The organism is Marinoscillum sp. 108 (assembly GCF_902506655.1).
In the GTDB taxonomy this organism is placed as follows: Bacteria; Bacteroidota; Bacteroidia; order Cytophagales; family Cyclobacteriaceae; genus Marinoscillum; species Marinoscillum luteum.
Genome location: NZ_LR734808.1, coordinates 3691035 through 3712153, shown reverse-complemented (window position 1 = coordinate 3712153; position 21119 = coordinate 3691035). Strand labels below are relative to the sequence as shown.

Below are 21119 nucleotides of genomic sequence, written 5' to 3'. Positions count from 1 at the left end.
GATTAAAGTTTAAAGTTGATATTGAAACCCATGCTTCTTGCAGATGGCAACTGACCAAATTCCTGGCCTTGCTGCGAATCAGCATTGCTAAATCCACTTTCTGGATCTATGTGTGGTACTTTAGAGTACAACAACGCAAGGTTTCTCCCTACTAATGCAATGTTTACATCTTTGAAAGGAACGTTGGTAAACCACTGACTTGGCAATTTCCAGTTCAATGTAACTTGTCTCAATTTGATATAAGACGCATCAAAAACTGATCCTTCAGCAACACCGTTGCTAAATGCTGCTTTGTTATAAGTTTCAGCAGTTACTACAATGTTATTTGGCACATAGATAGGGTTACCATCTGTGTCAGTACCTGATTGCATCACACCTTTACCTACAATACCTTCTTCTCTTCCTTTCAAAGTTTCAGCAAGTACTCCAGCATATCTACCCCAAGTAGTAGTCATAGTATAGATATCACCACCCCATTTGGCATCAAATAAACTGCTCAAAGAAAGACCTTTGTAACGCAAGTTCACTGCTATACCTCCTGTCCAATCTGGCTGAATGTCTCCCAATACTCTGTATGTAGGGTCGATCTGTGGTCTACCATTTACGTGAACGATGTTACCATCCTCGTCTTTAAGATACCCAGGGCCGAAAAGCACACCATAAGGATGACCTTCTCGTGCTTGCAAATCCACATTCCACTGACCACCTAGTACAATTGCGCCTTCATCACCATCAATGTTATTAACGGAAATTACATCGTTATTGTAAGTAGCAAAGTTTACATTCAAACCGGCAGAGAAATCCTTAGTGTCTACAATTGTAGCGCCTAATTGAAGCTCAATACCTTTGTTCTCAATCAAACCAACGTTATCGTAAGCTGACTCATAACCACTAGTAGGAGAAACCTCCACCTGAACGATCAAGTCCTCAGAAGTCTGGTCGTAGTAAGTCGCATCCAATGAGATTCTTCCATCGAAAAACTTAGCTGCCAAACCAATTTCAATACCCGTAGTTGTTTCAGGCTTGATGTTTGGGTTGTTCAAAGTTTCAGGATTGTATGCCAAAGAAACAGATCCGTAAGGAGTTGTTCTGAAGCTGTACAACTGCTGCAAGCTATAAGGGTTCAGACCACCTGAACTACCTACTTTAGACCAACCAGCACGTACTTTCAAGTAAGGAAGTGCGTTGGAATAAATGTCTAACATGTCGGTCAGAACAAAGCTTAAAGAAGCCGATGGGTAGAAATATGAGTTATCAGCCTTTGGAAGTACTGACCACCAGTCATTTCTGCCTGAAATATCCAAGAAAACGAAATCTCTAAAAGAAAGCTGAGCAGTACCCAACAAACTATTGATTTTCTCTTCTTCCAACGTGTTAATCAAAGTAGGAGTACTACCTGACTTCAGGTTGGAAACGTTATACAATCCTGGAAGCTCTAATGCAGGAACACCTACATAGTGTCTTGTGTACTCCTGAATCATATTATTACCACCAAAACTCACAGCTACACCGAAATCACCGAATGTCTTGTTTGCTGTGATCATGTAGAAATGGTTGATCTCAGTGAATCTTCTCACCTGATCTGAATAGAAACCATCTGCTGCTGAGTTAGTACCGATAGCCTTAATGTTGCTGTTTCTCATGTCCCAGTTATCAATACCGGTTCTTACATAAGCACTCAACCAGTCGTTGAACTGATACGCAAGTTTAACGTTACCAATCAAACGATCTTTGTCGTAACCCTGAAGGTTTACATCCTGTCCCCAATAAGGGTTATTCTGGAATACTGTATTCCAGTTCAAAGGAGTACCAGCTGCTGCTGTTCCTTCTGGTGACAATGGCAAATTCTTGTAATCCTTCAAAGCTGCAAGATCCACGTTTCTTCCAGACCAGATCATCTGCTGAACAGGGTTATCATTGGTATAACCAATAGAAGCAAGGTTATCCGCATGTTCCTTGATATAATTAGCAGAGAAAGAAGCCTCAAGCCCCTCTAGCAATCTCAGGCTAGCAGAAGAGTTGATGTTCCATCTGTTAAAATCAGTATTAGGAACCATACCTGTCTGATTCATATTAGTAGCAGAAAGTCTGAAAGCATTGTCTCCATCGCTACCAGCTATTGCTACGTTATTACTCAACTGAACACCAGTTTCGTAAAAATCCTTAATGTTATTTGGATAAGACTTCCATGGGCTTGGACTAGACGTTGTTCCATCGTCTCTGTAATCGCTCCACTGAACGAATTCCAATCCTACATCAAGAGGAGCTCCCCAGCTTTCATCCACACCGTCACCATATCCACTTTGTCCGTTTACAAACTCAAAGTAAGTATTGCTGGCTCCCTGACCATAAGAGTTTTGGAAGTCCTGTAATCTTAAAGGAGTCTGGAACATTGTAGAAGAGTTGACAGAGACGCCAAGACCTTTCTTGCCTTTTCCAGTTTTAGTAGTCACGAGGATTACACCGTTTGCACCTCTGTTACCATAGAGAGCAGCTGCAACAGGACCTTTCAATACAGAGATAGACTCTACATCATCCGGGTTAAGTGAAGCAGCTCCGTTTGGCAAGTCATAACCACCACCATTACCGGCAGTACCATAGTTAGAGTTGTCAATCGGCACACCGTCTACTACGAATAGAGGCTGGTTGCTACCACTGATAGTAGAAGCTCCACGAAGTACAACACGAGAAGAAGCACCTGGAGTACCACTTGAGCTAGTCACCTGAACACCAGCTACCTGCCCTGATAGGGAGTTAACGATGTTGGTTTCTCTAGCCTGGGTAAGGCCATCACCTTTTACGTCCTGAACTGCATATGTAAGTGACTTCTCCTGACGCTCAATACCCAAAGCCGTTACAACGACTTCAGTCAATTGCTGAACATCAGAGCTCATTCCTACATCGATAACAGATCTAGCGCCAATTTCAACTTCTTTTGGCTCAAGACCTACAAATGAAAATACTAACGTTCCGCCCTCTTCTGGAACGCTCAAACGGTAGTTACCATCTAAATCACTGGTAGTACCTGTCGTTGTTCCTTTCAGCACAACGTTTACACCCGGAATGCCGCTACCATCCTCTGCGGAGGTAACGGTTCCAGATACTGTCCTTTGCGCCAATGCGCTGAACGCAAAGACGAAAGTCAACATGAAACTGAGTAGTAGAATCCTCTTCATATTATACTGTTTTAAATTGTACATTATGTTTCAACTACTAAATTTATAACAATTTGATCGTAATCAGCAAAAAGGGAAAAACTAAAGTGATTGTGAGAAAACCCCTCTATTTATTGCGAAAAGGCCTTTTTACACTATAAAAAATTACAATTCTACTATAGATTTCAATAAGGCGAAATAATCATCTCTAATTGGATTATTTTCATAATTTAAATTCTGAGAAAAAAAATAAAAAAATTGTTAAAAAATGTAACCTGACAAAAAATCACTTATTGGAAATAACTCTAAAAGTGATCCTTCGATTTAAATCCCGACCATTTTCAGTGCTATTATCTGCGATAGGCTGACTACCCCCATAACCCTTCGAAAACATCCTGGACTCATCCACACCTTTAGACAGCAGATAATTATACACGGTACGGGCCCGCTTCTCAGATAATGCCAGATTATAACTTTCAGTCCCTACGGTATCTGTATGTCCCTGAATCTCGAAAGTTAAACTTTTGTTAAGTTTTAGGTATTCCACGATCTCATTGAGTTCTGAACGCGACTTAGGGTTTAATAGGTGCTCGTTGAACTCAAAATAGATGTTTTCTAAAGTGAGTGAAGCACCTGCTTCTATGGGATGAAGCAAGATATCCAGGGTATCTGGTCTTAATGCGGTAGAACTTTGAGCTTCGAATTTTAAGTCTTCAAACAGATAGTCCTTCTTTCTGATAAAGACACCATATTCATTACCTTCTGTCAATACCAGAAAATACCTCCCTGAAATGGAATCAGAGTTTACCCAATAGGTATCTGTGGTATCATTCAAATTGGACATTCTCATCCGGGCACCTAAAGGCTTCCCCGTTATCCCATCCTGTACCCGGCCCGTCACATAACTCGCTTTCTTTTTCACCAAAGAGTCAAAGGGGACTTTGAATTTCACAATGTTAGTAGTACTCGTAACTCCGGACTCGGTCTTTTCAATGGCATAATAGCCAAATGTGCCTGAGGCATTAATAAAAAGCGAGAGTTCGTCATTTACCGTATTGATAGGATAACCGAGATTGGTAGGGAGCGACCATTGCCCATTGGTTTTTTCAGAAAAGAAAAGATCGAATCCCCCAAGACCAGGATAGCCCTGTGTGGAGAAGAAAAGCAAATCATTATTGACATGAATAAAAGGGGTGGTTTCATCAAAAGGTGTATTGATGGGTTTACCAAGGTTTACCGGCTCGCTCCAGCCTGTCTCTGTAAGCTGAGAGCTCCAAATGTCACGTTTACCAACTCCCCCAGGCCTATTGGAAGCAAAATAAAGCACTCGCCCATCGGCACTGAGCGAAGGTTGAGAATCCCAATATCTGGAATTGATCCCGGAACCAAGGTTTTCTGGCTTAGTCCATTTATTCCCTTGTCTGTATGTGACATAAAGGTCACAACTACCAAATGACGACCTCCCCTCACAAGAAGTGAAGATTAATGTACTCCCGTCTGCAGAAATGGTACAGGCACCCTCGTTAAAGGGAGAATTGATCTCCCTGGAAATGGACTGAGACGGAATCCACTCATCATTGATTCGTACACTCACGACCATGTCTTCGTCGGATGACGGGTTATTGGCATCTCGCTTGGTATAGATAATCGTGCGCTCATCCACCGTGAGCACCGGGAAATACTGCAACTGATAGGCATTGATTGCGGGTGGGAGCTCCTGGATCTCCAGAGGTCGGGCTTCCTGTACAGACTTCACAGAGAAAGCAATGCTTTGAGCCAGCAAAGGATTCGGGTCAGACACATGGGCAATAGCCTGCTGTGCTTTATGATAGTCGCCAACTTCGAAATTTAGTCCAGCAATGCGATCCCATAAACGTTCATCTATTTGATCGGCCGGAATCATTTCGGTGAGCAGGTTATAATAATAAGCTGCGGAGTCCGGCTGCAGATAGACACTGTAAATGGTGGCTAGCCGCCGGTAGGCCTTGGGGTATAGCGGATCCGCTGCTATGGCTTTCTTTAGTAGCGTCTTGGCTTCTTCAAAATCTCTGGATTTGGCAGCTTCCTCTGCTTTCTCCGTGAGTTTTACCGCACGCTTATTATAAGGCTGACTATAACCGACCGCTGTGATAAGAAAAAAACAAAAACCAAATAGGATTCGTGGGGTCATTATGGGATGTCCAGATACTTATGTGTCTGTAAAGATATCCTCCATTTTGGGTTTTTCTTTACATAATCCACGATAAGCGGCATCATGTCGTCCTTCTTTGACCACTCTGGTTGTAGAAAAAGCCTGGTCTTGGAATGACATTTTTCTGCATGGGATTCTGCCCATGCAAAATCGGACTTATTGTAAACGATGACTTTCAGTTCATCTGATTCCTCATAAAACTCCGGCAAAGGGGCCATGAATTTTTTAGGGGAAAAACAAATCCAATCCCAATCACCGGATAACGGATGAGCTCCGGAAGTCTCAATATGGGTCTTCAATCCTGCATCATGCAGCTGGTTGGTAAAATCACCCAGATCGTACATGAGCGGTTCGCCACCTGTGATCACCACGATCTCAGAACCGGAGGCTTTGGCATCAGCAACCATCTGACTTAAGGGAACTTTTGGGTGCGCATCGGCATCCCATGATTCTTTCACATCGCACCAAACACACCCCACATCACATCCGCCAAGGCGGATAAAATAGGCCGCACTGCCCGTATGGTAGCCCTCACCCTGAATGGTGAGGAAGTACTCCATCAACGGGAGATCGGTCAACACCTTATCCTCCGTGTTGATCTTCATAAGCCTTCATTGTATTCAAAAGTAAAGAAGCAATGGTCATAGGGCCCACTCCACCGGGTACAGGTGTAATAAATGAACATTTCTCCGCTACCGTATCAAATTCTACATCACCAGCTAACCTAAAGCCAGTCTTTCTTGACTTATCTTCTATGCGCGTAGTCCCAACATCCACTACCACAGCGCCATCTTTCACCATATCGGCCGTAATGAGACCTGGCTTACCCACTCCCACGATCAGGATATCAGCCAGTTTGGTATGGCTGGACAGGTCTCTAGTGTATTTGTGACAAAGTGTTACCGTAGCCTTTCCATCTTCGGTCATCATCATACCCAGAGGTGCCCCAACCAATCGGCTGGCTCCCACAATAACACAATGCTTACCCTCGGTTTCAATCTTGTATCTCCTCAGCAACTCCACCACTCCAAAAGGTGTAGCCGGCATGATGAGCTGGTGCTTGGAAACAATACTCCCAAAATTCTGATTCGTAAATCCGTCTACATCTTTCTCAGGCTTCACGCTTTCGGTGACCCGCTCTACAGAAATGTGCTCCGGCAGTGGTATCTGCACAATGAAACCATCAATGTCTTCATCGGCGTTGAGGTTCTCCACATGCTTAATTAGTTTATCCTCGGAGATGGTACTGGCAAAATGCATGAGGGTAAAATCGAACCCCACTGACTTGCACGCTGCAATTTTACCATTCACATAGGTATGGCTGGCACCATCATCACCTACAATAATAATGGCCAGGTTGGGAACCCTCTTTCCTTTTGATTTCAGGTCTTGTACGCGGGCCGAAATCTCATTCTTGATGTCACCGGCAACTTTCTTACCGTCTAATAGTGTAGGCATTATGATTCTATTTTGATTAGCTATCTAGTTTAAGGACTGCCATGAAAGCCTCCTGAGGGATCTCCACGTTCCCCACCTGTCGCATACGCTTCTTCCCTTTTTTCTGCTTTTCAAGGAGTTTACGCTTACGCGAAATATCACCCCCATAGCACTTGGCCAATACGTTCTTTCTCATCGCTTTCACAGATTCCCTGGCAATAATTTTGGTGCCGATAGAAGCCTGAACGGCAATTTCAAACATCTGGCGAGGAATCAATTCCTTCAGCTTCTCGCAAAGTCGCTTTCCCCATTCGTAGGCTTTGTCTCTATGAACGATGGCAGAAAGGGCATCCACTTTCTCCCCATTTAGCATAATATCCAGCTTCACCATATTAGACTGCCTGTATCCTATCAGCTCATAATCGAGTGAAGCATACCCTCGCGAAATGGTCTTCAGCCTATCAAAAAAGTCGAAAACAATCTCCGCCAGTGGCAATTCAAAAGTCAACTCTACCCGATCGCTGGTGAGATATACCTGATTTTTGATCTCACCGCGCTTGTCCATGCACAAACCGATAACCGATCCGATAAATTCTGATTTGGTGATGATCTGCGCCCGTATATAAGGCTCCTCTACATGCGAAACATAGTTGGGCTCCGGAAGCTCTGATGGTGCATTCACTTTCAGCACTGCACCATCCGGCATGATCGCATGAAACTGCACCGAAGGTACTGTGGTGATCACGGTCATATCAAACTCACGTTCCAGACGCTCCTGCACAATCTCCATATGCAGCATCCCCAGGAAGCCACATCTAAATCCAAAACCAAGGGCCATGGAAGTCTCAGGCTCCCATACAAGAGAGGCATCATTGAGCTGGAGTTTTTCCATAGAAGCTCTCAGCTCTTCAAATTCCGTGGTATCCACAGGGTAAATCCCTGCGAAAACCATCGGCTTCACATCTTCAAATCCCTTAACCGTACGCTGAGTAGGGCGACTTACGTGGGTGATAGTGTCTCCCACTTTCACCTCTTTGGCCACTTTGATTCCAGAAATAAGATAGCCCACATTTCCAGCCGAAATAGAGTTCTTTGCCTCATGGGTAAGTCGAAGTACGCCTATTTCATCAGCTTCATAAGTCTTGCCAGTGTTGACAAACTTCACGTGATCTCCTTTATTCAGGGTGCCATTGAAAACCCTGAAGAAAACCTCTATCCCTCTATAGGTATTAAAAACTGAGTCAAAAATCATGGCCTGAAGCGGCTCCTCAGTATCGCCTGTAGGCGCCGGTATGCGCTCCACTATGGCTTGCAATATTTCTTGTATTCCTATGCCTTCTTTGGCACTGGCATGGATGATATCTTCTCTGTCACAACCGATCAAGTCAATGATCTGATCTGAAACTTCCTCCACCATGGCTCCGGGAAGATCTATTTTATTAAGCACAGGGATCACCTCCAGGTCATTTTCAAGAGCCAGGTAAAGATTGGAAATCGTCTGTGCTTCTATACCCTGAGCAGCATCCACCACTAGCAAGGCACCCTCACAGGCAGCTATTGACCGGGAAACTTCGTAAGAAAAATCCACATGGCCCGGAGTGTCAATCAGATTGAGGGTGTATTGATTGCCTTCATAGGGAAAATACATCTGTATGGCGTGACTCTTGATGGTAATCCCTCGCTCACGCTCCAGGTCCATATCATCGAGTAGCTGCGCTTGCATGTCTCTTGCCGAAACAGTCTCTGTGGACTGTATGAGTCTATCGGCCAGGGTACTTTTACCATGATCGATGTGCGCAATGATGCAGAAATTCCTAATGTGCTTCATATCCAATTAAAAGTCTGCAAAGGTAGTATAAAGATGGGTCAATAGTCATGCTAATCTAAAAGGATTCTCAGGGCCTATTGTTTGTTTTTGGTGTCGATAATAATGGTTACCGGACCATCATTGACGAGGCCCACTTTCATGTCTCCACCAAATTCACCAGTCAACACTGGCCTGCCAAACGATTCCATTTTTTTCACAAAAGCCTCGTAAAGAGGGATGGCAACATCCGGTGACGCTGCGCGAATGTAAGAAGGTCGGTTTCCTTTTTTTGTGAGCGCATGAAGGGTGAATTGACTGACGACCAAAACTTCTCCGCCAATATCCAGCAAACTTAGGTTCATTTTTTCCTCTTCGTCTGAGAAAATCCTTAAGTTGGCCACCTTTTTGGTGAGCCAGTCAATATCCTCATTGTTGTCTGCCTCCTCAATACCCAGCAAAATGAGCAAACCATCACTTATCCTGGAAACCTCTTTGTTCGAAATGGTAACCGAAGCTTCAGAAACCCTCTGAATAACGGCAATCAAAGTCCCTGAGTATTTACAATTTTAAACATGTCATTCGAGCTGTATACCCTGGTGCCTTCTTTGCCTTCTGAGGCCACTATGTGCATGGCTTTGGCTACATCTAAGGCATTAATTGACCAGAGTCGGCCCCTCAGGCCCACCATGAAAAAAGAGAATATTTTGGAAACAGCCTTCGCAAATTCCTCCGCCAACCTGAAGTCACGGCGCTCCCCCAGCAGCAGTGAAGGCCTGAAAATCTTCAGCCCCCTTAGATGAAGCTGCTTAAGTCCCTCCTCCAGCTGACCCTTTACCTGATTGTAAAACAATGGCGAATCTGCATTTGATCCGGCAGCCGTCACCACTAAATACTGCCTGAACTCCGGAGACTTCTGCGCGATTTCAGCGAGCATGAGAGGGTATTCTAAGTCAACTTTTTTGAAATTCTCCTTGGATCCTGCCAACTTGATAGTGGTACCCAGCACACAATAATAATCTTCAGCATGCAACTGCTCACTGATAGAATTCATCTCTGCAAAATCAGGAAGAACAATCACCTCTGCCCTGGGATCACCGATTTCAAACGTGCGGCGGGATAAAATTTTGATTTTACTGTAGTACGTTTTGGTGAGCATATGGTCCAGCAGATGCTTCCCTACAAGGCCAGTAGCTCCTACGATTAGTGCGGTGTGTGTAGACATTACTCGATTCTTTTATGGTGAAAAATCAGCCAGTTGTTTCTTCCCAAGATCTGAATCTCCCTATATCTTCGGCCAGGTTTCTGAAAATAAAGTAAATCAGTGAAATATCGTCTGTCAATCCCAATGCCGGTATGAAATCAGGGATCAGGTCAATCGGGGTAATAAAATAAATCAGACCAAATACTAAGGTCAGAATGGTAGAGGTAGAAAAAGCCGAATACTTCCCATTGAAATGGGCGCGAATCATCCTGACCAGTACCTGTATCTGATAAATGAAGGTAGATCGCTCTTCCGAGTCTGTGTTGATCTTGTCCATTTTCGCTTTCACTTCAGTCAGCAGAGACTTCACTTTCTCATTTTGAGTAACTGTCTCCTTTGCTTTCGTGAAAATCCTATCCAGCTTCGCGTTGCCCATATTGCTTTCAGAAAAGTTCCTTTATTTCATTTTTAATAAACGAGAGTGCGCCCCGAAGGGTGTCCTGCTGATTACGCATATTTTTTTCAAACACCATTTTAGCCAAATCCAGACTAGTGGCCGAATCATCCAGTTCGTTAGCAGACTCATTGATAAGTGAGATCAGCTGCTCGATAGCACCAGTCACATAAATCCAGGCTTCCTCAGAAATATAAACCTGCTGAGAAAGGTTGTGACTAAACTCACTTCTAATCTCACTAACCAGCGCTCCCTGAAGTTGTTTAGCACTTAAATCTTTTTCATTCAGACGAGGAATGATATGATTGGGAGAAATCCGCTCCAGCAAAAGACAGATTCGCTCATAGGCCTGCAGCCGAATAGGCAAGACCACCTCCTGATTTTTATGCCTGAGACTCAGGTGTAGTTCATCCAGTTGTTTGTTCATAAATGACCTCACAATCAGATATGCAGTATATAAAATGAGCAATCCAGGTATTGTTATTTTCAACAGGTCGTAAACCATCTCCATTTTCTAAGTGTTAGCGCTTAAGTAAAGATCAAAAATAAGTATTTTCTTTGGCGAAATGAATGAGCCCGTACACATAACCCCGAAAGCACAAAAAGAAATCAAACACATCATGGCCAATAAAAACATCCCGGAGGGCTACGGCCTCAGAGTGGGTGTGAAAGGTGGTGGCTGTGGTGTGACTTTTGTGCTGGGTTTTGACAAGCAAAAGGAGAATGATCAGGCGTATGAAATTGCTGGAATTCCAGTCTATATTCAAAAGCGTGAGATGATGTTCCTCCTGGGAAAAGAGGTGGATTTTTATGATGGTGCGGATGCCCGCGGATTCGTTTTTGTCACGCCCTCTACGTCATGAACTCAGCCTTCTAAAGTGACCATCGCTCTGTGGCACAAGCCTTTAATCGGGGGGTTGTACTTGCTCACCTTCACTTGTACCTTGCTCACTTTTGGAAAGGCCTCTTTCAGCTTTCTGATCATTTTTCCGGCCAAATGCTCCAATAGCATGGCATCAATGCTCATCACCTCCGCCACTACTTCGTAGACTTTTTCATAGTTGACTGTGCCCTCCAGCTTGTCTTCACTGGCCGCTTCCGCAAAGTCTACTTCCAGCTGTACATCAACACTGTATTTGTTCCCAATCTTGCGCTCCTCCTCGTAGTAGCCGTGGCGCGCATAAAACTCCATGCCTTCCAGTGAAACCAATCCCATCCTTACTCTTCCAAATCATCAAAAAATGAACCCCCTCCTGATTGACTTTTGACAGACTCAGTAGGCTTCTTAGCTGCCGGTGGAGCTGGCGCTGGCTTGGGTGCCGGGCGGTGAGATCGGGTATTGTTGAGATCCGGCTGCTTCAGTGGAGTCATCTTCACCGGTTTCACTTCCAGTTTCTCTTTATTGATCCAGGCTTCGGATTCACGAACAAGTGCTTTTACTTTCTTGGTATGATCCTCCATCTTGAATGGTGCCTGCTGCTTAGTCGTTCTATTAATCCTGTCATGGATGTCCTCGGCAAAATTCTTCAACTCCGCCATGATATTATCCCGGTGATTTTCCAGCGCCCGATAGTTCTGCTCCAGGTCCTTGATGGCATCCTGCATTTCTTCTATCATCTGCCGGGCTTCCATTTCAGACTTCTCTATGAGGTTTTTGGCTTTGGCTTTGGCTTCACTCATCATAGCCTCAGCGTTCATTTGCGTCTCTTTGAGGTGAAGCTCTGAGGCCTTATTGGCCTGATCGATCAGATTGGCCCCTGTGTCTTCTGCGGTTTTCAGTGTCTTGAAGAGCGAACTCTCTACCTCGCGCAGCTTTCTCACTTCCTTCTCGGCCTGATCAAGCTTGATTTTGAGTTCTTTATTATCATCCAAAACCCGCTCCCATTCATTCGAAAGAGAAAGCAAAAAGGCACTGACTTCATCTTTGTCATACCCACGAAGCTTCTTTTCGAAGTTTTTCTGCCTTATCTCTATCGGCGTGATTTTCATATGCTACTAAATTAATGTTCTGAAAGAACTTCCCAAACCGAAATCGTGCGATCGTCGCTACAAGATACTAACCAATTGCGATAATTCATCCAAAGGAGCTTATTCACGGAAGTGGCGTGCCCGGCATGCCGTGCTTTATCTATCACCTTGAGCAGTTTAAACTCAGTGGCATCCCACACCTTGATAGACTTGTCCATACTGCAGGTCACAAAGTACTTCCCTGATTCGCCAAACTCTATATGATTGATGGCGTACATGTGGCCCACGACCTCCTCCACCATTTGATAATCATTGTCCAAATCCCAGAGTTTGAACCGTGCATCCCTACTCGCGCTCATCAATACGGGCAATTGCGGATGATAACGAACCGAAAACACAGAAATTTCATGAGCTTTAAACTCCTTTTTCAGCTGTAAAGATTCAGTGTCGAAAATCCTGATATGATGGTCACTAAACCCTACAGCCATTTCCTTTCTTTCTGCTGACACTGCTATGCTCCTGGCGCTCTCCACACTCAACTTTTTAGAAGCTAAAATCTGCAGGTCCCAGTCAATTTTAAAAACTTCACCCTCTCCCGTGGCCACAAAAATAGCCTCTGAGGTGGTCTGAATATCAAAAATAGCTTTGGTAGTAAGTGCCAAAGACCCAATCTCCTTTTTTGTATTTACATCCACCAGGTGAATGCCGCTGAAGTTTTGCCCGACCACCAATATATCCCGCTCCTTATTGTATGACATGCCATAGACACTGGCTGGCACCTTCACGATCATCTTGCCCGTGTCGGGAGATTTCAAGTCCCATAAAACCACCATACCATCTCCACCAGCGGAGAAAAAAGCAGAATCAGTGTAAGCACACAAGGTGTACAGGCTATCCTTATGCCCCGTTAAAGTATGCTGCTTTTTTACCTGAATTGAACTCATAATCAATAAATTGGGGTAAAATTAACCATAGGTGATCAGAATAGACTATGCCATTGTTATTATCTAAACCAATCAGCCCATATTCTGCCTACGCAGTGTGGAACATTCAAGAAACCAATCAGGTTCTTTTGGGATTGATCAAAGAAGACGTACCCGAAGGGCTGAACCCTACAAGGCTGGCTGAATGGATCGTTGGGAGGATTCTCATCCAAAACCTGTGTGCACAGTTTGCGCTGAAGTACCGGGGACTCACACCCAATGAGTCCGGTAAACCCTTTCTGATCGGATCTACTGCTGAAATCTCCATTTCGCACTCTTTCCCCATGGCGGCAGCCATGATCCACCTGCACAATCCTTGTGGTATAGACCTGGAACGTGCCCGTAACAAGCTGATCAAAATACAGGACAAGTTTATCAATGAACGCGAGATCGAATACCGGGATAATCTCCAAAAGCTATGTGCCATCTGGTGTGGTAAAGAAGTGCTTTACAAAATCTACGGTCGCCGGAAGCTGAGCATGCGGGATGAAACTTTCATTGAGTTTGAAACGGACAGTGTGATGAACGGAATCATCCAAAAGGATCAGATGGAGCTACACTACAGAATCCACTATGAGGCCGTAAGAGACTATTTTTTGGCATATAGCCTTTAGCCTTTGGGCTTGGGCTTTTAGCTTTTAGCTTTTAGCTTTTGGCCCATGGCTTTTGGATAATTAAGGGAACCCGATGTTTTTATCGTCCAGTTTGGTCAAAACTGTTTTGATCTCATCGCTCTTGTGGTAATCTCCCAGCTTCTCAAATGAGACAATGAGGTTGCGCAAGCATCGCAACACGATATCGATATTCGGACAGGGGTCGTAGAAAATCTCCTGCGGAGGAATGTCCAGATGATCCAGATAGTTGTCAATATCCTCCTTGGAGAAGATCAGGCCCTTATTGAACACATTAATGTAGAAATCAGACTGCTGGCTACGGTAAGTCAGGATGAAAAGGTTGGGCAGATTTACCCCATAAATAGGTAAATCCAGCTTGCGGGCGATCAGTAGATATACAGCGCAAAGGGAAATCGGATTTCCTTTTTTAGACTCCAGCACAGCATTCACCATGCTATTGGCCGGGGAATGAAAGTTCTTGGTATTGGCTCTGAATTTGAAGCGATTAAACAAAACACTGTTCATCACCCGCACCTGATCAAAAGGATTGAGATCTTCTCTGAACTCCCGCCAGACTTCCACATAGAGTTGATGGACCTGCTGACGAAGCTCCTCCAAATCAAGATCAGGATACTGATAGGTAGCTACTAACCACAACCCCTCCAGCAAATCATCTTCGCGGTTTACCTTCCAATCCTCCAGACGCTCCTGAAAAAGCTCAAACTGCAGCGTATGAATGAGGTCCTCTATCCGGCGCTGAATGAGCGGATTAAAATTAGTTTCCCACTCCTGCTCCAACAAGGGTATCACACCCGTTCCAATTTCCATCAGCTTCTTTTCTACATGAGAGATAATCTCCTCGTCATCATCTTCCAGTAGGGTTACCAGTGCTTTAAGTTCGCTTTCCTTGATCAATTCTTTCTAAAAGTAGGATTATAAAAGACGAAATTAATAATTCTTATCACATGAATCGGGCAATCCACCCACCTTAAGTTTGAATAACCCCTACGTTCATGGGTTTTTCAATTTTAGCATGATCCGCTGCCGCAATCCCGGTAGATATTACCCGACGTGTTTCCAGGGGATCGATGATGCCATCTACCCATAGCTGGGAAGCCGCATAATACGGACTGAGCTTGGCTTCATAAGAATCTGTAATCTCATCCAGCATGGTCTGCTGGTCTTCATCAGAAATCACTTTCCCTTTGGCTTTCATGGTAGATACCTTGATTTGCAGGAGGGTTTTGGCGGCTGATTTACCACTCATTACGGCTATTTGAGCATTTGGCCAGGCATAAATAAGTCTCGGATCAAAGGCCTTGCCACACATGGCATAATTACCCGCGCCATAAGACGACCCCAGGATGATGCTAAACTTTGGTACCACGGAATTTGATACTGCGTTCACCATCTTAGCGCCATCTTTGATGATACCTCCATGCTCAGACCGGCTGCCCACCATGAACCCATTCACATCGTGTAGAAACACCAATGGAATCTTTCGCTGATTGCAATTCATAATAAAGCGCGCAGCCTTATCCGCAGAGTCACTATAGATCACCCCACCCATCTGCATCTCGCCCTTCTTGGTCTTGACCACCGTCCGCTGATTGGCCACAATACCCACACTCCAGCCATCTATGCGACCATAACCACAAAGGATGGTTTTGCCATAGAGCTCCTTGTATTGCTCAAAGTCCGAATCATCCACGAGCCGCTTGATGATCTCCAACATATCGTACGGCGTGTTCCGATCATTCGGAAAAAGCCCATAAATTTCTTTGGGATCTTCCTTGGGTGGCTTGGGTTCCGCCCGATTAAATCCTGCCTTTTCGAAATGACCAATCCGGTCAAAAATATTTCGGATCGCCTCCAGGCACTCTTTATCCCCAGGGTATTTATTGTCTGTAACACCGGATATCTCGCAGTGGGTAGTAGCCCCACCAAGTGTTTCATTGTCCACATCCTCCCCAACGGCGGCTTTGACCAGGTAGCTCCCAGCCAGAAAAATAGATCCGGTTTTATCCACAATCATAGCCTCATCTGACATGATGGGCAAATAAGCTCCACCAGCCACGCAGCTGCCCATAATGGCCGCTATCTGGATGATCCCCTCTGAAGACATGCGCGCATTGTTTCTAAACTGCCGACCAAAATGTTCTTTGTCAGGAAATATCTCGTCCTGCATAGGCAGAAACACGCCGGCGCTGTCCACCAGGTAGATGATCGGAAGCTTATTCTCTATGGCTATCTCCTGCGCTCTCAGGTTTTTTTTGGCAGTCATGGGAAACCACGCTCCTGCCTTCACGGTGGCATCATTGGCTACGATCACACACTGCCTGCCGGACACTACTCCCAGGCCAGTAACCACTCCTGCGGAAGGACATCCACCCCACTCCTCGTACATTCCATCTGCTGCAAAAGCGCCCACCTCCAGAAAAGTGCCCATGGAATCCACCAAGAGTGCAATGCGTTCTCTGGCTGATAATTTCCCTTTTTGGTGAAGTTTCTCGATTTTTCCTTCGCCCCCACCTACATGCACTTTTTTGAGCTTTCGGTGAAGTTCGGAGATCAGTTGTTTATTTGAATCCTCGTTTTTGTTGAATTTAATATCCATAAAGATAATTTGGGGTGTTAAGGATAATTAAAAAAAGGGGGTGACTAACCCCCTCATTTCATGTCTTCCATCACTTTCTTATGGCTCTTGCCCAAAGGCGAGAAAAAGTGCTTGGGATACTGATCCATATGAAGAATCAGTTTATCCAGATCGGTCATGGTCTGGTTTATGTTGTTGTACAAGGAGTCATCGCTGATCAGTTTTCCGAGCGTACCTTCCTCGCTTTTGATTTCATTGATCGTTACATTCAGGTTGTCCACTGCCCCACGGATAGAAGCGAGGGTCTGGTTGATTTCGAGGTTACTCAATGAGTCCAAAACCCCTCCTGTTTTCACCAGAATCGGGTCTATTTTATCCAATTTGGTATTCAGTGTTTGAATAAGTATCGCAGTCCGGGTCATGATCACCGCCAGTTCAGCCTGATTCTCCGAAATAATCTCATTTACGCTCACAGTGGTTTTGCGCACTTCCTCTATCGTGGCATTGATCTTCTCTCCGCTTCCTTTAAGACCGATAAGGATCTCATTCACCCTGGTGATGGTTGTGTTCAGATTACTGGCCACAGGCTCTGCGCTGGCCAAAATCTCATTAAGTCCCTTGTCTACATATGACGTAAGGGTATCTCCGGGCTGTATCGGATTATTGAGAGGCCCCACGGTCAGTACAATGCCTTTACTCCCTAGAAAATCGGTATTCATCAGGGATGCCACGGTGGAATCTCCCAAGGTAATGGTTTCGTCAATATCCAACTCTACCAAAATAAGATTGCCCTGATTTTGCAACAGCCTGATGCGGCTAACCCGCCCCACTGTAAGTCCATTGATGATAACGGGGTTTGACTTATTGAGTCCATCCACATTATCGTAGACGGCATAGTATTTATGCGTAGGTGAGAAGAAATCTATCCCCTTTAGAAAATTGAAACCATAATATAAAAGTACACCTGTGACAAGCGCTATGAGACCTACTTTAAATTCTTTTGACATGCTAAGGCATTAGTTTATTAGTTCATGGACTCTAGTTCCATTTTATAATCACGAAAGGCTCTGTAAATACCGGATGCAATGTAAACCTGATTGAGTGGATCATTAAGCTCCTTCTCTTCTTTTTCATTGCTAAGATACCCCACTTCGACCAAAACACTCGGCATAGCGGTGTTCCAAAGCACCCATAAACTGGATTGCTTGACACCCCGGCTCTTTCTTCCCACTCTATTCTTAAACTGATCTTCTATCAGGCCAGCCAGTCTGAGGCTCCTCTCCTGGAAGGCTGACTGAGTCAGTGAAAAAAGAATATACGAGTCTGGTGACTCGGGGTTGAAACCATCGTATTTGGTTTCGTAGTTGTCTTCCAATAGAATTACGGAGTTCTCACGCTTTGCCACTTCGAAATTCCCGGCGGTATTCTGCACCCCCATCACATAAGTCTCTGTCCCATAAATACTCGGATTAGACACCCAGTTGGCGTGAATAGAAATGAAAAGATCCACATCCTTCTTATTGGCCAGGTTAGACCGCTCATGGAGCTTCGGGAAGCTATCGTCGGTACGCGTATAAATCACCTCCACATCCGGGAGATTATCATTAATCACGCGCCCCACCTCCAGAGCAATTTTCAGTGCAATGTCTTTTTCCTTTGAGATGTTGCCATGCGTACCCGGATCTTTTCCTCCATGTCCGGGATCAATCACAATCTTCCGCACTTTGTACTTGGTAATACCTACGGTATTAAAGGAGCCCAGCACCAGCAGTATAGAAATGCCAAATGGAATTACAATATTTCTCATGCCTACTCGGTTATATCTTAAATTCCCATAATTTTACGCAAAATTGTAAATTTTTAACCAGTTAATAAAATCTGTCGGCTTGAGGAGAATTGCGCTAGTGACTATTTTTTTATCGATTGTTATTCGATTACAGGCGCAAGTTGATTCTACCTCCACTGAGTCCACTGATAAGGGCCTGGTTGGCTCCAATCCTGAGCTCGAATTTACCGGTTCAGACTTCATACAGGCCAACGATAGTTCCCGCCTGGCACTGATGCCTGCAGACTCCCTCATCGCACCTCCTGATTCCTTAGCGGCTCCCTCCAAAAAAGCCTCTAAAAAAAATGACATAGAAACCACTATCAACTATACTGCCAAAGATTCCATGATCTTCGAGATTGAGGATAGGAGACTCTTTCTTTATGGCAACACCCACATAGATTACGGCAGCATCACCTTAGAATCTGACCAAACCACGATCGACTGGAATGAGCGAAACATTAAGTCGAAATACACATTGGATACACTGGGAAGAAAGCGTGGAAAACCGGTCTTTTCTCAAGGCGGGAGTGTTTATGAAACGGATGATATCCTTTACAATTTCAAGACCAAGAGGGCCATTATTAAGGGCGTAATCACGGAGCAGGATGGAGCCATCATGCATGGGGAGGATGTGAAAAAAAATGAAGAGAACGAACTCTTCATCAAAGGAGCCAAATACACCACCTGCAACTTGTCAGATCCTCACTTTTTCATCAAGTCGGAGAAAATCAAAGTGATTCCTGGAAACAAAGTGGTGTCTGGGCCCTTCAATCTTAAGTTTAGAGAAGTCCCCACGCCGTTGTGGTTTCCTTTCGGGATGTTCCCCCAACCTCGCCAAAAAGCTTCAGGCATCGTTTTTCCGTCTTATGGTGAAGAGACCCGAAGAGGTTTTTTCCTAAGAGGGGGTGGGTATTATTTTGGCTTCAGTGAGTACTTTGACCTGAAACTGACCGGTGATGTGTACTCCAAAGGGGGGTACGCGCTTGATGCCACCACCAACTATAAGGTGAGGTACAAATTCAATGGGTCTATGAATTTTGCTTACAACAAGAACGTCACCGAAACAGAAACTGTGCCCAATGAAACCAACGACTTCTGGATCCGATGGAGTCATCGCCCAGAGACCCGAGGCAATTCCAGCTTCAGCGCATCTGTCAATGGTGGTACAAGAGGATTTAATACCAACAATAACGTCGCTATCTACAATCCACAGCAAAGCATCAGTTCTGAGTTTCAATCTAGCCTGAGCTATAGTCAGAAGTTTCAGCGTATCCCATTCAATATGTCCTCTACCTTTAGGCAAAGACAGAACATACAGTCAGGCATCTACAACATGAGTTTGCCTGATTTTGCGCTGAACATGAACAGGATGTACCCCTTCAAAAATGTGGTTAAGTCCTCCAATTCACCGATCGCCAAAATAAGCTTTAGCCATAATTTCGTGGCCAAAAATGAAATCAGCAACTCACCTGTATCACCAACTGCGTTAGGTTTTACCCCCATTAACGGTAATGTCACAGAAGACGAAGACCCAATCAAGCTGAATATAGAGAACCTGGGAGATATCTATGACCGGTCGAAAATTGGAGGAAAGCACACTATTCCGGTCTCTACGTCTTTTAACCTTCTAAAGTACTTCACAGTAAGCCCCAGCTTTAACTATCAGGAGGTATGGTATACCCGTGAACTGGACTACACTTTTGTGCCTGAGCAAAATGGCGTGAGAGTAGATACCGTAGAGGGCTTTTCAAGAGCTGGCAGCTGGAGCTCCGGCGCTTCCGTCAATACCCGGATGTACGGGATGTACTATGTGAGGGGTATTGCTGGTATAGAAGCCATCCGCCATGTAATGACTCCCAGCCTATCCTTCAGCTACAACCCAGACTTTGGTGATGAAAAATACGGAGTATATGAAACGGTACAGATGGATACCCTAGGGCGAACGAAACGGTTATCCAAATATCAGAATTTCGCTTACGGAAGTCCATCAGGCAATGAAAGTCGGACAGTGAGTTTCGGCCTCACCAACAACCTGGAAATGAAAGTACGGGCAAGGAAAGACTCAGTCAATGAATTCAAAAAAGTGAAAATATTTGAGAACCTTTCCGTCAACAGTGGGTACAACTTCGCTGCAGACTCCTTTCGACTGAGCAACATCAACTGGAATGCCAGAACAAGCTTTTTCAATCAAAAGGTAAACCTCACCCTGAGTGGTGCCTATGACCCTTACCTCTACATTGAAGACGGAACCTCCTCCGGACAAAAAATAGACCGCTATGCCTGGAATAACGGCGAAGGAATAGGCACATTGAGAACCCTGAGCTCCCAGGTGAGTTTCTCGCTAAAGCCTAAGGGATCCAAAGAATCCAATGATAATCCAAATAGCAACCCCAATGACCGCAGTGCATTTGCTGACGATGGCGCGGCAATAGACAGAAGTCCGTTTGGCACAGAAGACGAAAAAGAATACATCAAGCAAAATCCGGAGGCATATGTGGACTTCAATGTGCCTTGGTCTCTTCGAGTGGCCTATAATGTGAACCGAACCAAAAACGGACTGGATGATGCGCTCATCTCCAGCCATGGTGTTCAGTTCAGTGGTACATTGGGTCTCACAGACAAAACGCAGATCACTTTCAACTCTGGGTATGATATCAAAAACAAGGATTTTACTCAAACTAATATAGGAGTGGCCCGTGATCTGCACTGCTGGACGCTCAACTTCTCGTGGGTACCTTTTGGCAGGTACCAATCGTTTAGTCTCATCATTCGACCAAAATCAGCGCTTCTACAGGATTTGAAAATCGAAAAGCGACGAAGCTTCCAGGATTTCTTTGGTCAGTAATCAGTTGATCTTTCCATTTCCAAATGAAAGGGATAATGTG

At 44.7% G+C, this 21119-nt stretch carries 19 protein-coding genes; 3 read left to right on the top strand and 16 right to left on the bottom strand.

Annotated elements, in window-relative coordinates; all coding sequences use genetic code 11:
* Positions 1-2 precede the first annotated feature (2 nt).
* The 9 genes from GV030_RS15155 to GV030_RS15115 form a co-directional block, all read right to left on the bottom strand.
* Complete coding sequence (locus tag GV030_RS15155; protein WP_221413349.1) at positions 3-3200, bottom strand: SusC/RagA family TonB-linked outer membrane protein; 3198 nt, start codon at positions 3198-3200, stop codon at positions 3-5.
* A 241-nt stretch (positions 3201-3441) separates the two neighbouring features.
* Positions 3442-5325 carry an OmpA family protein gene (locus GV030_RS15150; RefSeq protein ID WP_159583492.1) on the bottom strand — a complete coding sequence of 628 codons (1884 nt, stop codon included), beginning with the start codon at positions 5323-5325 and terminating at the stop codon, positions 3442-3444.
* Positions 5325-5951, bottom strand: a complete 627-nt coding sequence (locus tag GV030_RS15145) for a 7-carboxy-7-deazaguanine synthase QueE (RefSeq protein WP_185155821.1) — start codon at positions 5949-5951, stop codon at positions 5325-5327. The genes GV030_RS15150 and GV030_RS15145 overlap by 1 nt, the downstream gene beginning before the upstream one ends.
* Entirely contained in the window at positions 5929-6804 is an 876-nt protein-coding gene (locus tag GV030_RS15140; protein WP_159583490.1) for a bifunctional 5,10-methylenetetrahydrofolate dehydrogenase/5,10-methenyltetrahydrofolate cyclohydrolase, read from the bottom strand. Before GV030_RS15140 ends, GV030_RS15145 begins: the two co-directional genes overlap by 23 nt.
* A 16-nt stretch (positions 6805-6820) precedes the next feature.
* On the bottom strand, positions 6821-8611 hold the full coding sequence (lepA, locus tag GV030_RS15135; protein WP_159583488.1) for a translation elongation factor 4: 1791 nt from the start codon (positions 8609-8611) through the stop codon (positions 6821-6823).
* 74 nt (positions 8612-8685) lie between these two features.
* Complete coding sequence (gene dtd, locus GV030_RS15130) at positions 8686-9135, bottom strand: D-aminoacyl-tRNA deacylase (protein WP_159583486.1); 450 nt, start codon at positions 9133-9135, stop codon at positions 8686-8688.
* Positions 9132-9812, bottom strand: coding sequence for an oxidoreductase (locus tag GV030_RS15125; protein WP_159583484.1), 681 nt, complete (start codon positions 9810-9812; stop codon positions 9132-9134). The genes dtd and GV030_RS15125 overlap by 4 nt, the downstream gene beginning before the upstream one ends.
* A gap of 25 nt (positions 9813-9837) precedes the next feature.
* On the bottom strand, positions 9838-10227 hold the full coding sequence (locus GV030_RS15120) for a YkvA family protein (RefSeq protein ID WP_159583482.1): 390 nt from the start codon (positions 10225-10227) through the stop codon (positions 9838-9840).
* A 7-nt stretch (positions 10228-10234) separates the two neighbouring features.
* Entirely contained in the window at positions 10235-10756 is a 522-nt protein-coding gene (locus GV030_RS15115) for a hypothetical protein (RefSeq protein ID WP_159583480.1), read from the bottom strand.
* Positions 10757-10811: 55 nt separating this feature from the next.
* Here GV030_RS15115 and GV030_RS15110 point away from each other — a divergent pair, with 55 nt between their 5' ends.
* Positions 10812-11108 carry an iron-sulfur cluster assembly accessory protein gene (locus tag GV030_RS15110; RefSeq protein WP_159583478.1) on the top strand — a complete coding sequence of 99 codons (297 nt, stop codon included), beginning with the start codon at positions 10812-10814 and terminating at the stop codon, positions 11106-11108.
* A 2-nt stretch (positions 11109-11110) separates the two neighbouring features.
* Here GV030_RS15110 and folB read toward each other — a convergent pair whose 3' ends face one another.
* The 3 genes from folB to GV030_RS15095 are packed head-to-tail and all read right to left on the bottom strand — an operon-like array spanning position 11111 to position 13157.
* A complete protein-coding gene (folB, locus tag GV030_RS15105) occupies positions 11111-11461 on the bottom strand; it encodes a dihydroneopterin aldolase (protein WP_159583476.1) in 351 nt (116 codons plus the stop codon).
* A 2-nt stretch (positions 11462-11463) separates the two neighbouring features.
* Positions 11464-12234 carry a DivIVA domain-containing protein gene (locus tag GV030_RS15100; protein ID WP_159583474.1) on the bottom strand — a complete coding sequence of 257 codons (771 nt, stop codon included), beginning with the start codon at positions 12232-12234 and terminating at the stop codon, positions 11464-11466.
* Between the two features lie 11 nt (positions 12235-12245).
* Entirely contained in the window at positions 12246-13157 is a 912-nt protein-coding gene (locus tag GV030_RS15095; RefSeq protein ID WP_159583472.1) for a WD40 repeat domain-containing protein, read from the bottom strand.
* Between the two features lie 47 nt (positions 13158-13204).
* Between GV030_RS15095 and GV030_RS15090 the strand changes: the two genes are divergently transcribed.
* Positions 13205-13810 carry a 4'-phosphopantetheinyl transferase superfamily protein gene (locus GV030_RS15090; protein WP_159583470.1) on the top strand — a complete coding sequence of 202 codons (606 nt, stop codon included), beginning with the start codon at positions 13205-13207 and terminating at the stop codon, positions 13808-13810.
* Between the two features lie 60 nt (positions 13811-13870).
* Here the strand turns inward: GV030_RS15090 and GV030_RS15085 are convergent, their stop codons facing one another.
* The 4 genes from GV030_RS15085 to GV030_RS15070 all read right to left on the bottom strand — a co-directional run bounded on the left by GV030_RS15085 (position 13871) and on the right by GV030_RS15070 (position 18213).
* Positions 13871-14725, bottom strand: coding sequence for a transglutaminase-like domain-containing protein (locus tag GV030_RS15085; RefSeq protein WP_370519069.1), 855 nt, complete (start codon positions 14723-14725; stop codon positions 13871-13873).
* Positions 14726-14798: 73 nt separating this feature from the next.
* Positions 14799-16427, bottom strand: a complete 1629-nt coding sequence (locus tag GV030_RS15080; protein WP_159583468.1) for an acyl-CoA carboxylase subunit beta — start codon at positions 16425-16427, stop codon at positions 14799-14801.
* A 53-nt stretch (positions 16428-16480) separates the two neighbouring features.
* Complete coding sequence (locus GV030_RS15075) at positions 16481-17413, bottom strand: MlaD family protein (RefSeq protein ID WP_159583466.1); 933 nt, start codon at positions 17411-17413, stop codon at positions 16481-16483.
* A 17-nt stretch (positions 17414-17430) separates the two neighbouring features.
* Positions 17431-18213 carry an N-acetylmuramoyl-L-alanine amidase gene (locus tag GV030_RS15070; protein WP_159583464.1) on the bottom strand — a complete coding sequence of 261 codons (783 nt, stop codon included), beginning with the start codon at positions 18211-18213 and terminating at the stop codon, positions 17431-17433.
* Between the two features lie 79 nt (positions 18214-18292).
* On the opposite strand from GV030_RS15070, the gene GV030_RS15065 reads away from it, so the two are divergent.
* A complete protein-coding gene (locus GV030_RS15065; protein ID WP_159583462.1) occupies positions 18293-21079 on the top strand; it encodes a putative LPS assembly protein LptD in 2787 nt (928 codons plus the stop codon).
* Positions 21080-21119 lie beyond the last annotated feature (40 nt).